At 47.4% G+C, this 13,905-nt stretch carries 12 protein-coding genes; 1 reads left to right on the top strand and 11 read right to left on the bottom strand.

What is annotated here, in order from left to right; all coding sequences use genetic code 11:
* Positions 1 to 435 (top strand): PAS domain-containing protein (locus B3M51_RS04480; RefSeq protein WP_292757113.1); only part of this gene is annotated, 435 nt, incomplete at its 5' end.
* 62 nt (positions 436 to 497) lie between these two features.
* Here the strand turns inward: B3M51_RS04480 and B3M51_RS04475 are convergent.
* The 11 genes from B3M51_RS04475 to B3M51_RS04425 form a co-directional block, all read right to left on the bottom strand.
* Positions 498 to 1,280 (bottom strand): TorF family putative porin, encoded by a 783-nt coding sequence (locus B3M51_RS04475; RefSeq protein ID WP_292757111.1) that lies wholly within the window; start codon positions 1,278 to 1,280, stop codon positions 498 to 500.
* 101 nt (positions 1,281 to 1,381) lie between these two features.
* Complete coding sequence (locus B3M51_RS04470; RefSeq protein WP_292757109.1) at positions 1,382 to 2,425, bottom strand: heme-dependent oxidative N-demethylase family protein; 1,044 nt, start codon at positions 2,423 to 2,425, stop codon at positions 1,382 to 1,384.
* A gap of 9 nt (positions 2,426 to 2,434) precedes the next feature.
* Complete coding sequence (locus B3M51_RS04465) at positions 2,435 to 3,388, bottom strand: PDR/VanB family oxidoreductase (protein WP_292757107.1); 954 nt, start codon at positions 3,386 to 3,388, stop codon at positions 2,435 to 2,437.
* Entirely contained in the window at positions 3,385 to 3,987 is a 603-nt protein-coding gene (locus B3M51_RS04460; protein ID WP_292757106.1) for a dimethylamine monooxygenase subunit DmmA family protein, read from the bottom strand. The genes B3M51_RS04465 and B3M51_RS04460 overlap by 4 nt, the downstream gene beginning before the upstream one ends.
* Before the next feature lie 64 nt (positions 3,988 to 4,051).
* Positions 4,052 to 5,167, bottom strand: coding sequence for an aminomethyltransferase family protein (locus B3M51_RS04455; RefSeq protein WP_292757104.1), 1,116 nt, complete (start codon positions 5,165 to 5,167; stop codon positions 4,052 to 4,054).
* Positions 5,168 to 5,322: 155 nt separating this feature from the next.
* The gene (ribH, locus tag B3M51_RS04450) at positions 5,323 to 5,817 is read right to left on the bottom strand and encodes a 6,7-dimethyl-8-ribityllumazine synthase (RefSeq protein ID WP_292480778.1); all 495 of its coding nucleotides are present in this window, start codon (positions 5,815 to 5,817) and stop codon (positions 5,323 to 5,325) included.
* Between the two features lie 160 nt (positions 5,818 to 5,977).
* Positions 5,978 to 6,937, bottom strand: a complete 960-nt coding sequence (locus B3M51_RS04445) for an electron transfer flavoprotein subunit alpha/FixB family protein (RefSeq protein WP_292757102.1) — start codon at positions 6,935 to 6,937, stop codon at positions 5,978 to 5,980.
* A gap of 2 nt (positions 6,938 to 6,939) precedes the next feature.
* Positions 6,940 to 7,734, bottom strand: a complete 795-nt coding sequence (locus B3M51_RS04440; RefSeq protein WP_292480783.1) for an electron transfer flavoprotein subunit beta/FixA family protein — start codon at positions 7,732 to 7,734, stop codon at positions 6,940 to 6,942.
* Positions 7,735 to 7,772: 38 nt separating this feature from the next.
* Entirely contained in the window at positions 7,773 to 9,176 is a 1,404-nt protein-coding gene (locus B3M51_RS04435; RefSeq protein WP_292757100.1) for a hypothetical protein, read from the bottom strand.
* Positions 9,154 to 11,289 carry a heterodisulfide reductase-related iron-sulfur binding cluster gene (locus tag B3M51_RS04430; RefSeq protein WP_292757098.1) on the bottom strand — a complete coding sequence of 712 codons (2,136 nt, stop codon included), beginning with the start codon at positions 11,287 to 11,289 and terminating at the stop codon, positions 9,154 to 9,156. Before B3M51_RS04430 ends, B3M51_RS04435 begins: the two co-directional genes overlap by 23 nt.
* Positions 11,290 to 11,379: 90 nt before the next feature.
* Positions 11,380 to 13,632 (bottom strand): FAD-dependent oxidoreductase, encoded by a 2,253-nt coding sequence (locus B3M51_RS04425; protein ID WP_292757096.1) that lies wholly within the window; start codon positions 13,630 to 13,632, stop codon positions 11,380 to 11,382.
* Positions 13,633 to 13,905: the final 273 nt, after the last annotated feature.

Genomic DNA, 13,905 nt, shown 5'->3' with positions numbered 1-13,905 from the left:
CAGAAACATAATCGTCACTCACCCGTAGATATGATTATGACCAATATTCCCAGCATGGTTTACCGTTGTAAAAATGATCGTGACTGGACGTTTGAATTTGTCAGCGATAGTTGCCTTGAAGTCACTGAATATCAGCCTTACGAGCTGATAAACTCAAACAATGTCACCTATATGCAGCTGATTCACCCCGAAGATCAACCTCGTTGCTGGGAACATGTACAGGAACAGATAGCCAAACAGCGAAAATTCCAGATGATCTATCGTATCTGTACCCGCACCAACAAAACCCGCTGGGTGATGGAACAAGGTGAAGGTATCTTTTCTGCCAGTGGCGAGTTGCTTGCCCTGGAAGGTGTTGTTATCGATCTGAGTAACGATACTTCCTCTCAACTTGAGTTTGGACTACGTGAAATGCTTGAAAACAGACCCGATTAAATAAAATAACAGCCCCCCTTACCTAAGGGGAGCTGTGACTGTGATACATTTAGTAAGCTAAATCAGAAACTGCGTGAGATATAACCGATAAATTGGTCATCACCACGATCACCCCACCAATCTTCATCAGCGTTGGTATCGGTATAGTTCACACCTACAGTCCAACCTTCGGAACCAGCAAGCGTTAGGTCCTTGCTAAGACCAATCTGATAGTCTGTGTAATCATATTCACTGTAATTTTCGACATCCAGACGACCAACGTGCGCTGACAAATTGAAGCCCATTGGCAAACCGTAAGCGAAATTCAATTCATAGTAACCTGTGCCTTTGGAATCACCATTGGCGTCAGCACCCATAGTATTATTATTGACACCGCCCCAATCTGTCAGCGTACGACTATATTTAGCAGTAAACCATTTCCAAGTCCCAGCCACATAGGCTTCTGTGGTATCAAAATCTTCATCACTACCACCGCCCAAGCCTGGTACTTTCTCACGATCAGGGTAGTAGAACTGCAATAACCCCACATCGACACTAAAGTCATCAGTAAACTGATGGTAATAACCACCATAAAAGTCTACTTCAAGACTGTTACCCACATTAAGGTCTTCTTCCAGACTGGAAGCCCATACGCCCGCATACCAACCACTGGTATGAGCATAGTCAAAGCCACCCTGCAGAGCCACGTCTTCATCACTAAAATCAATACCACGGAAATTGTATTGACTGAACAGACCGACATTGGCACTGAAACTATGTGGCGAGGTTGTTTCGGCAAATACTGATGCGCTCGTCATTAAGCTCATCCCGGCCAACCCTGATACCACCATATTTCTCATTTTCATTTTTGTTTCCTTCTGGGTTTTTAAAGGTAATGCGAACCGCTGGCCGGCATTAGCCAGCGGCCAGTGCTATGGACGAAAGCCCATATTCTTTGAAAGGAAATTTATTCCGGCTGGGTACCCAATCCCAGTTCGGCTCCGTCTTCTAATGGTTCCAACCAATCGATAACGGTTTGTCGATAAAGATCCAGCCCCTTATATTCGGAGAGATCAGGATGCAGATTAGTCAGCACCCGACGTAGCCGTTTTGCCCATTTTGGATAAGTGATCAATTCATCTAGGCTGATAAGATAGCCACGCACGCTGAAGGCAATCGCATTGCTACGTGGCAGACGGAATAACGCCTGCAGTTCAACACGAAGGTACACTTTCTCTCCTACGTTCTCCGGAGTAACAGAAGCGTTATCCGGCCCCCACAATGGGAACTCTTCTGGAGAAGTATCAAGACGCGGATTCACCGTCATGGTCCAGTTAAGCCGACGCACCGGACTGCCATATTGCAGATGCAGCAAATATTTCAATGCCCGGTCAAAAATACCGATTTCATTCGCTTGTGGAACCGGACCATGCCATTCTTTGAAAGACATACCGGCATCAAAAGCGATTGACCAGTCGGCCTGACTGGTGACCATACCCATATCAGCAAACAAGTCGTCGTCACGATGATCCATGATGATCCAGTCACCCTGGACCTGACGGGTGATGTACTCAAACGGCTCCATTGGCAACGTACTGGTATCACCAAAAGTAAATGTCTGGTCAATTTCCAGTGGTTTGTTAATCCAGTGCCATTGATCGCCGTTTTTGGTCAGTTCAAACCATTGAGGATAATCCGTCGATAATGAATCCATGATCAGTTCAACCATGTCCCATTGAGCGTCCATCATGTGTGGCAAAGCAATATAACGCGTAGGATCACGTTCAAGAGTCAGACGTCGATCCTCACACTCGGCGATGTAATGCTCATCAATATCGATGGCATGTTCAAAAACCGATCCAGGGTTGGTTGAAACATGCTGCTCGATATTGACGCTGTACATGTATTCATCTTCGGCAAACGGAAATGGGAAACGCCGTATTGCCTCACGTGAATTACGGAAAGTGTAATCGTCACGGAAAGTTTCTTTTTTAAAGGCTGGAGTATTCATAAGACGTCCTCAGATATTGAGTAATAATTTCTGACAGCGGGCCCTGGATACGCAGGGCATGATTTTGTTGCCAGATGCCTTCTCAGCATCGGACAGATAATGATCGTTATGCATCAGTGCACCATCACACTCCAGAACCTCTACTTCACAGCGTCCACATGCACCGCCACGGCAGAGAAAATCGGGTTCCAGACCAGCTTCTTCCATTGCTTCGAGCATGCTCATATCGCCAGGGACTTCAATTTCCATATTGGACTTGACCAGTTGAACCTGAAACGAATCACCGATAGGTGGCGCCAGGAACTGCTCGCTATGAACATGCGTTTTGGGCCAGCCCAAATCTTTGGCCGTCAGTAATAACGCATTGACCATTGGCTCCGGACCACATACATAAATATGGGTACCGAGAGGTTGGTTGGATAGAAGGTTGTTGAAATTAATTCGCTGTCCTTCACTTTCAATATGCAGATGCAATCGATCACCACACATTTGTTTCAGTTGTTCGACAAAAGCACCATGCTCAGCTGAACGGAAGGCGTAATGCATTTCATAGTCATCACCGAGTCGTTTTAAATCGGCGATTTGCGACATAAATGGCGTAATACCGATTCCACCGGCAACCAGAATGTGTTTTTTGCCTAGCTTGGAAAGACTGAACAGATTGACGGGATAGGTTATCTGCAGCTTGGAGCCCACCTCGATACCGTCATGCATAAAAACTGAACCACCGCGTGAATTCTCCTGCCGACGAACCGAAATATGATAACTGTCAGTATTTTCCGGCGATCCCATCAGTGAATAGGGATTACGATGGATTCGACCATTAATGTTCATCGACACCACTACATGACTGCCACCTGAAAACCTCGGTAACGGCTGGCCATTTTCCTCAACCAGCGTGAAATGTTTCACCATATCGGTGACCTGTTCGACATCGGCCACTTTTACGTTCAGGATACTCATGGATAAACCTCTTCAATCTGTGGAATGTTGCCAGGCTCCTCTGCATCGACCATGACTCCCATGTACGCACCAAGACGCCGGGAAAAATGGTCCCGGACAAACAGATGTCGACCACAATTGCTACATGGAAAGACGTTGTGATGAACATCACGGGTAATGGTTTTGCAGTGAACGCAATACACCGGTCTTGCCAACGTGCCGCACAACTCTTTCTGCACATCAACATCCTGCACACCAGCAGCACGGGTTTTCTGCAAAACTTGCCACATAAAAGCTTCGCTGCCTGCCACATAAAAGTGGGTTCCCATCGTGCAGTCTTTCAGTCGTTGTTCCAGATTTTCCAGCAAGCTTTCTTCTGAATCACAAATATCAAGTTCCTCCAGCACTATTTGCTGCAGGATGTCTGAATAATTCTTTTCGGCCTTTGGTAAATCTGCATAAAGCACCTGAATAGGGTCTTTGGGGTACATCTGCTGAAATAATTTAAGAACAGCAATACCACCCTCGCCCCCGGCCACCACCAGATGTGCAACCGCAGGGGTTTGCCATACCAGTGAGTCGTACAGTGGTTTGCTTCTTATCCAGTAACCTCTTTGCATAATGATTTCCTCATTAAATCTGGCTTAGCGCGGCCAGGTTCCTGGCTGGCGCTGTGCAGACTATTTACTTTTGTTGTTCCGGATGAGTACGCAGGCGCATCGGATCATAGAAAGGCATTTTGGCAACATAGGCTTTGACCGGTTGTTTGCCTTCCACCATCAATTGAGTCCCGATTGCGAGATGATCAGGATGCAGATGAACCAGTGCCAGAGATTGCATCAGGTAATTGCTGTAACTGGAACTGGTCACCACCCCAATATCTTTACCGTCATGCGTTATACGAGAACCAGGCTCAACAGCTTCGGCGGTCATACAGATAATACCGGCCTGCTTGAAGCGTTCTTTGCCTTTAGAGGCCAACACAGCCGCCTTGCCGATATAATCGCCGGGTTTATCCAGATCGACACCCCAGCCCATATTGACTTCCCAGGGAGTGGTATCGCCCTCAGGCATTTCGTATGGGAAAAACAGCAGACCTGCTTCCACACGGGTAAGATCAAGCGAATCCCAGGAGGCGGCAATCACACCAAATGGCTGGCCTTTTTCAAGAATCATGTCCCAGAGATGAATGGCATCATCGGCACTGCAGTAAACTTCATAGCCACGCTCGCCTGAATAGCCGCCACGGGCAATTTTGATATCACAGCCAAATAGTTTCGCGTCAAGATGACGGAAATACGGCAGCGTTTCCAAATCAAAGTCCAGATGAGGATTTAGCACTTCCAGGGATTTCGGTCCCTGCAAAGACAGGATATGTACATCCAAATCCGCTGCGATCTGAACATTTTTACCCTGGGAGAGCTTCTCCAGCTGCTGTGGGGTGGCACCGCTGCCATGCGACAAGCGGAATTGATTCGGCGCATCACAAATCACCATAATGTCATCACATAATGCACCAGTCTCATCCACTTCAGCTGCCAGCCTTGAGGTACCCGGTTCCATTTTGGTGACATCAATGGTGACCAGTTGGTCCACTACTGCCGTTGCATCAGGACCACTCACATTCAGAATATTCAAAGCAGATACGTCATACAGACCTGCCCGAGTACGTACAGCAATCACCTCTTCATCAGCATCCGATTTATAGCTCCACGGAATCGGCATATTGTTCCAGGTATCCCCATTCAATAACGAACCGAGTTCCTTATGACGTACATTCAGGATTGAATTTCTAAGCATTGCGATCTCCACAGTCATTAAAATTTATGGCATAGGCAAACCATAGCCCAGCAGACAATGCTCGAAAATTCCCAAGATGGCGTACTCCCAATGGAGTAAATAGCCGCACTCGAATTTGAATTAGCTGAGGTCTTATCTAAGATCAGGGATATTTATTAAGCCGATATAGATTTTGGGAGTTGCTGTAACCGTTGCAGCGTTTGAATCATTTCCAGCACAACCTGGGCTGACTCCTTGCCTTTGACACGAGCCCGGGTACTCGCCTGTTCTTCGTTTTCGGTCGTCAGAATGGCATTGGCAATAGGAACACGGTAATGCTGCTGTATTTCGGTAATGGCCCGAGCTGATTCGTTGCAAACCACCTCAAAATGATAGGTTTCACCGCGTATCACACAGCCCAACGCTATCAGTCCATCAAATTTTCCGCTTTCCGACAGTTCTGATAAAACCAATGATATTTCCAACGCCCCTGGTACGGTAAACAGCACAATATCGTTGCTGGCCACTGCCGCTCGATTCAGTTCATCGATGCAACCACTGACCAACGCGCTGCCTATTGCCGGGTTAAAACGTGACTGTACGATACCTATCCGCAGACCTTTACCATTTAAACCAGCTTTCGTTGCTGACACTTTTAGTTCATCTGTCATACCACTTTTCCTTCATATAGGTCGCGAAACCAACGGGGATGTCTGCCTAGGCAGACACTGCCAGTACCCCCGCCAGCCCACGATTTTAGGAGGGTCAATTGTTCTTCCATCGCCACAACTGCTGAATGTGCTGAGACAACAACAACCCTATAAGTCCAGCCTATTCAAAATGGCTGCGCAGCTCTTCTTCGATTTCAAAAATATCGCCGACAATGCCGTATTTGGCGATAGTAAAAATGGAAGCGCCTGGATCACTGTTTACAGCAACAATAGTCGGCACATGTTTCATGCCCGCCATATGCTGAATTGATCCAGAAATACCCATCGCCACATACAACTTGCATGATCCAACCACTTTGCCTGACTGACCGACCTGACGGGATTTTGGCAACCAGCCGGAATCGGCTATAGGTCTTGAGCAACACAAAGTGGCATCTGCCATCTCAGCCAGCTCTCGGAACTGTTCCACATTGGCTTCTTCGGCAATACCACGCCCTATCGACATAATGAAATCGACCGTGGTGATATCAATATCATCTGCCCCGCCAGCCTCAACAAATTCCAGGTTAGTACTGCGTGATTCGATACTGGTCATATCTTCTGAAGCTACCGATGGAGAAGCTTTTTCCTCAGTCGGCTTGAAGACACTTGGACGAATGGTCAACAGCACACATTGCTTGTCTGGAAAATCCAGTTCTACATTGACCTTCTGGTCATATCCGGAGCGTGTCGCCACCAGCTCATCGCCATCGTATTGCAGACCATATACATCAGTAGCAAAACCATAATTACCCTTGCGTGCCAAAGTGGCTGCGTAGCCCAGTGAATCAACGGTATGTGGCAACAGCACCACTTCCGGATCCAGCTTTTCCATCAGCGAAGTGATCGCAGCTTCAAAGATATCCGGATCAAACTCGACAGTGGCCGTTTTTACCGTGATGATTTCATCCACACCGGCAACGGACAGATCCGCAACATAGTTTTCTGCCTGTTCGCCGATCACTGCAACGACGACTTTGTCATCGTCCTGACGCAGTTCCTGTGCAGCAGCAATAACTTCCAGTGAGATAGGTCGCAGTTCGCCACGACGGTGTTCAGTAATTAATAAGAATGTTTTCATGGTTATTCCCCTTTGAACTCACGAATAATTTCAGCCAGTTTTGCTGCCTGTTCAGAAGGTGTCCCCTCAATCATTGAGGCCATACCTTTTTCAGGAATATACATACGCCGTACACGTGATAAAGCAGCATCAACACCAACATCACTGTCACTCAAGCCCAAATCACTCAGGCTGATTTCATCTACCGGTTTGGCAGCTGCCTGCTTGATACCGCGTAACGAGGCGTAACGCGGGGTATTGATACCCAGCTGAATGGTGAGCACCGATGGGCAGTCAATTTCCACTTCCTGTGACAGTCCGCCTTCCAGTTCACGGGTGATTTTGGCTTTGTTACTGCCCGGTTTATATTCAAGTCCTGCTACCACTGCCGCATGAGGCCAGTTAAGACTGGCGGCCAGTGAAATACCGGTCGAACCCGCTGCATCATCTGATGACTGCACACCAGCAAATACCATATCCGGTTTTTCTTTTTCGACGACAGCAGAAAGAATGCGACCGATCGTGACCGAATCAGAACCTTCCATCGCATCATCCCAGACTCGAATAGCACGATCAGCCCCTTTAGCCAGGCATTTTCTCAGGACGTCATCGACCCTTTCCGGTCCCACCGATACCACCACCACTTCAACTTCGGTATCAGATGATTCTTTGATAACCATCGCTTCTTCAAGTGAAAAGTCATCCCACTCGTTGAGGTCGTAAAGCAGAAAATCCTCATCGACATCAAGTTGATCATCACGAATTTCGAAGTCTTCATCTAATGCAGCGACTTCTTTAACTGCAACCAGTATTTTCATCAGATTTCTCTCCTAGTTGACTGTATAAAACAGCATTTCTAATGCAGCGAAGGCTGCAAATACTTTTGTGCAAACCATTTGAACACCATAAAACGGACGGATAGATCAGGATCGTCATGCAGGCTCCAGCGGTCGCGATCACTCAGTGAAGGGTTAGATACCAGCATTAACCGATGCAAGTAATACGGGTCTTCCAGCAGCGGCAGTAGAGTGTCTCGCTCGGCCTTTGGATTGATAATCACGCCACGACGTATATCAGTCTGTTGAGACCCCGACAGTCTGATCAAAATGGCTTGCGGGGTATTAGTGTTGCTAGCCACTCCACTCAGCACGTCGACATCATCTTCAGCAGACAACATGTCGAGTACATCTGCAGGTGTGTTCTTTTGATAGGCCACACCGGCTCTGACCCAGACGCTGTTATCTACAGAAAGCCGTCTGAGAATATCGATGGATGTCAGTGGGTTTCGAGTAACTGCACGGCGAACTTCATCATTCTGGTCCTGGGCCAGTTTATTAAGCAGCATTTCATCTAACTGGGGATGACGGGCAACTCTCTGTCTGACCCAATGATCTTCATCATTAGCCAGCTGTTGCAAATTCTCATCTGTCAGGTCAGTTCGACTTGCCAAAGCGCGACGCACGCTATTGGAACTGTTATGGATCATCTGATTAGCGAGTTCTTTACTCAGAGATGGGTTACCGGCCAAGGTACGAAGCACGCTGACGTCATCATGTTGAGCAAGATTGGCCAATTTTTCCGGGGCTAACCGGGGATTTGCCGCCAGGTGTCTTAGGATGGTTGTGTCTGTTTCATTAAATGCCAAATCCAGCAAAAACTGTGGGCAACGGATGTGTGTGACCACAGCGGATCGGATAAAACAGTTACCACGCTGATAGATCTTTTCCATTAATTCAGGAGGTGTTTCAGCATGGACAGCCAATTCGTTATCAAACATGTCGGGATAACGTTGTTCAAGGAAAATCAATGTATTTGCATCGGTGTTTGGATGCGCAGCAATAGATTTAAGAATCGGAATGTCATCTTCGCTCATTGCCAGACTGTTCAGTAATGTCGATGAGCTATGTACATGCTGAGTCAACAGGCTGATCAACTGCCGATCATGACCACCTTTTTTATAGATAGTGTTCAACGTGCCGGCACGACTGGCTGGGTTTTTATCCAATCTTAACCTGACTGTTTCATCATCGATTTCCGCCAGCATTTGCAGCACTGCTGCAGGTGTATGCTCCCAGCGGGCCAGCAACAGTGTGTTGCGACGCTCCTCACAAAGGATGCCACTCAACTGCTGTTTTTGCTCACCCTCAGCCAGTTCATACACTGCTGCTGCACTATGCAGATCACCACTGCTTATCGCACAGTTAATCAGTGCATCGGCAGTCTCCGGCAGACGCGTATCAGGCGGAAACAACATCGGCATCGATGACCTCAGATTCATCAAACTCAACACATTCGTTGACCAGCTCAATCAATTCTTTGACGACGAATTTGCCTTCATACCCAGCGGTTTTAAGTGCATCCTCAAACATGGTCAGATCTTTCGGGCATGAAACGATAAAGACGTCCAGCTCTTCAATTTCTGCCGCTTCACGCATGCGGTTCTCAGATGGTTTCTCAATACCGACCGGATCCGGAATCCAGATACGACCACCACCGGCACCACAGCAGAAGGAATTGTCACGATTACGGTCCATTTCGATCAGCTCGCAACCCAGCAACTTGATCAATTCACGTGGTGCGTCATAGCCTTTGTTATAGCGGCCAAGATGACATGGGTCATGGAATGTCACCCGATAATCGAGCTTTTTGTTGAGCTTGAGTTTGCCCTGTTCGAATAACTGTTTCAGTAAGGTGGTGTAATGCTGAATTTCAAACTCACCACCAAAATCCGGATACTCATTACGAATAGTGTTGAATGAGTGGGGATCTGTCGTAACAATCGAGTTGAAATCGCATTTTTCCAGGGTGCTGATATTGGCATTGGCCAGGAACTCGTAGAGCCCTTCCTCACCGACTCGACGTACATCATTACCGGCATTCATTTCAGCTTCGTAAAGCAGGCCGAAATCAACCCCTGCCTGTTTCATTAACTTGGCAAAAGAACGTGTAACTACCTGGTTACGAGGATCAAAAGAAGCGTAGTCACCGACAAACCACATCACATCAACCGGTTCTTTACGTGCATCTTTAATGGTGAATGGCAATTCCTTGGTCCAACGTGGACGTTTACGTTTCGATTCATTCATCGAGTTGCCGTTTTTATGGATTGACTGCATGGTTTTCTGCAGAATCGGTTCCATATTGCCTTCATCCACCAGCTTGCGGCGCATCTGCACAATGATCGGAACATGCTCGATCGCGACAGGACAAATCTCCACACAGGCCATACATGTTCGACATGACCAAAGTGTTTCCATGAATACCTGACCGACATCCTTGCCATGAACATCCAGCTCGGCCTGTTCTGGCAGCTCCTTGGATTGCAATGATTTATTGGCAAATTCACGTAACGACAGGATCACATCACGCGGTGATAACGGTGCACCTACAGCAGTTGCCGGACAAGCTTCATGGCAACGGCCGCACTTGGTACAGGAATCCAGATGCAGCAACTGTTTCCAGGTAAGGTCAGTAATGGTTTTGATACCAATATCTTCCTGATCTTCAGGCACACTCGGCAACCGCTTACCCGCCATCGGATCACGGAACATCAAAGACGCTGATGCGGTGAAGATATGTTTTACTTTGGTGTACGGAATCAGTGCGACAAAGGCCAAAGCCAACACACCATGGAACCACCACAGTCCAGTGCGGAAATTGCCTGCTGCTTCTGCCCCCATGCCCAGGCCAGCCATTACATGTGCCATCAGTGCCCCGATGGGTGACCACCAGCGATAATCCCAGACAGTCGCGGTATCACTTAACCAAATCAGTCGTGCGGCTTCCAGTAAAAAACCGGTAAAGCCAATCAGAATAAGCGCCCATAAAAAAGCCCAGTCTTCGCGGCGGTAACCACTGCGATCATAATCGGGATCGCCGGGTTCACGATCCGGGCGAGCATAGTCAAGCTTGGGCAGCTTTAACCATTTTCTGCGGTACATCATATATAGCAGCCCCCCAATCAGGCCGACACCTGCCAGATCCAGAATCAAGGAGAACCATAGATAGAAATCGCCATACCAGAACGTGATACCAAATATCGGTTCCAGAATGTCGTATTCGAGGGTAATCGTGGCTGTGCCGATAAACAGCAGCACAAAGCCGAAAAATATCAGTGCATGGGCACGACCAGCTGACTTATCACGCCGTTTAAGGGTGCGATGCGTTGCCATGGTCTTGCTCATGTCTTTAAAGCGTGCAAAAAACTCACCCCAAGAAGCATCAGGCTTGCCGCGACGATACTTGCGGATCTGCACATAAACACCGTAAATAAATATACCGATAGCGGTATATCCGATTACGTAGAAAAGATAAATTGACCAGTTTGAAAAGCCTTCAAACAGAATTCGAGTAATTTCATGTGCTTCATTCATGACACACCTACTTTCCTGGGAAATTCATAATGATTGAGCAAACGGAAGGTGTGCTGTCACAATCGACAGCACACAACCGGTTCCTGCTATTTAGATCTTGTACTCGATCTCATGGTTACCACCCGGCATATGCGGTGTGCCCCAGGCAATCGTTTCGCGTTTGTACGGCAGCGGGAATTGTGGATTTTCAGACTCAATCTCACGTGCCACACGATGACCGGTAAAGGTGGCATCAGCGATATAACGAGGCGCTTCAGCATCACCAATCAGGTACACGCCTTTGATATCATTCTCAGCCCACTCACTTTCACGGGCCTTGAGTTCCTGATAAAGCTTGTTATCAGATTTACGACCTGTGACCAGTACCAGAGAATCAAACTCAAGCCAGCGATGCGTTTTGTTTTCATCGCGCGGCAATTTGCCCGGACCACGGTAGCTACGACGTGAACCATCGCCCCACATGTTGTAAATTTCCAGACGTCCGGTTTCAATGCGACTGCAGAAATGATTACCGATTTCTTCAATATTCAATTCGTGCAGACGGCGCATCATATTTGGATATTCCAGAGTGAATTCCATATATTTCGCCAAATGGACACCTGAAACGATGGTGACCTCATGACCGTCATTGACCAGTTTTTCAGCCAGACTTGGCGCCATGAAATAACTATCTGCATTGAGAATCACAACCCGCTTACCGATTTTCTTTTCACCTGATATGACTTGTTCAGGGGTTAATTGATCCGGTAATGACGCATCAGCACCCGGAATGGCATCATGAGTCAGACAGTTATCCCCATTGGTATGCCATTTGGCACCGGTAGCGATAATGACTTTTTCTGCACCATATTCCAGTACATCATCGGCAGTGAGCGCTTTTTGCCCCAGAGCCAACACACTGTTTTTGTTTTTCTTGACCAGTTTCTGCAGTTGGGTTTCACGGTAATCACGGTGATATCCCCACTCGCCCAGCCCCGGTAACGACGCGATCTGATTAAGATGACCACCAACTTTTTCAGCGGTATCGTAAACATGAACCACATAGCCCTGTTCCATCAGTACCCGTGCTGCCTCAGCACCTGAAGGTCCTGCACCAACAACCAATACTGAATCAGAGGAAGTGGCTTTCTTGAATTTTTCTGGATGCCAGCCGCGGCGATACTCTTCACCTGCTGTCGCATTCTGCGTACAGATCATTGGCGGGCCACCAATTTCCCAACGGGAAATACAGACATTACAACCGATACAAACACGAATATCGTCGTAACGACCTTCTTCAATTTTCTTCGGTAAGAACGGATCTGAAATAGATGGACGTGCCGCACCAATAATATCGGCATAGCCTTTGGTGACAATTTCAGTCATTTTTTCCGGATCGGTAAAACGACCTACGCCAAGTACCGGTTTTTTGGAAACTTCTTTAACAAACTTGGTCCACGGAACCTGATGACCTTGCTGATAGAAACGTGATGGACCGGCATCCTCGCCCCACTCCGCGATATCACCGACATCCACATCCCATAAATCCACCAGCGGATCAGCCATCTGGATGAACTTCATACCATCTTCTTCTACTTCGATTTGGCCGGGACCATACAGGGTATCAACAGCAAATCGAGTTGCAATGGCACAATCACTGCCAACTGCATTACGTACTTTTTCTAATGTTTCAAGCCAAAATCGTGCCCGGTTTTCCAGCGAACCACCATATTGGTCAGTTCTTTTATTGTAATAAGGATTTAAAAATTGCAGTGGCAGGTAAGAGTGCGCGCCGTAAACATAAATAATGTCAAAACCGGCATCACGTGAGCGGTAAGCAGCATCAACGTAGTATTGCTGCACCCGTTGGATATCGCTGAGATCCATTTCTTTACAGTAGCTCAGGGTTTCAAATTCTGAAGCAATCTGACTTGGCCCCATCGGGGTTGCCCGACTTTCCAGACAAGGTGCATGAGCACCGCCGTACCAAAGTTCGACGCCGGCTAAAGCACCAAACTTATGGACTTCATCGGTCATGGCTTTTAGATTACGTACGTCGCCTTCATCCCAGATACGGGCAGACAAACGCATGGTGTCATCAGATTCAGGATGGATTGAGCAATATTCAGTATTCATCGCCGCCCAGCCACCCTCAGCTTTCAATGAGCGATGGGCTGCCTGGAAGCCAGGTTTATCTGAACCGGCACCAATACAATGTGGTACCTGATAAAAACGATTTCGAAGTGTTTTGGGACCGATTTGAATCGGTTCAAATAATATATCGTGCTTAGGATCGCGTGCCATATTCTGTTCTCCATTATTGTGAGTTCGGGCAAGCTTATTTTCAGCCTTGCCAAAGACCACAACAATTCTCCTGATGTGTTACCACCTAGGAAGTACGTGAGGCTTGAGCGAAGTGGTTACTCTGTCGGAGATAGCATATGGGCTGTCAGATATGACTTAATGAGCACAAATTCTGCCTTGCATTGAAATTGCTTCGAATGCATGAATTTTGGAAAGAAAAAATACTGACTGAATGCCGAGGGCTTGTTGATCTTTCATATCCACCACTGCTGGTGGCTATTTTTGTGTCCGAGAAGGCGGAAAGCACGCAGTGTAGCCATCCTACATAAGTGA

This window comes from Methylophaga sp. UBA2689, from assembly GCA_002354555.1.
GTDB lineage: Bacteria > Pseudomonadota > Gammaproteobacteria > Nitrosococcales > Methylophagaceae > Methylophaga.
This window is presented reverse-complemented; position numbering and strand designations above follow the sequence as displayed.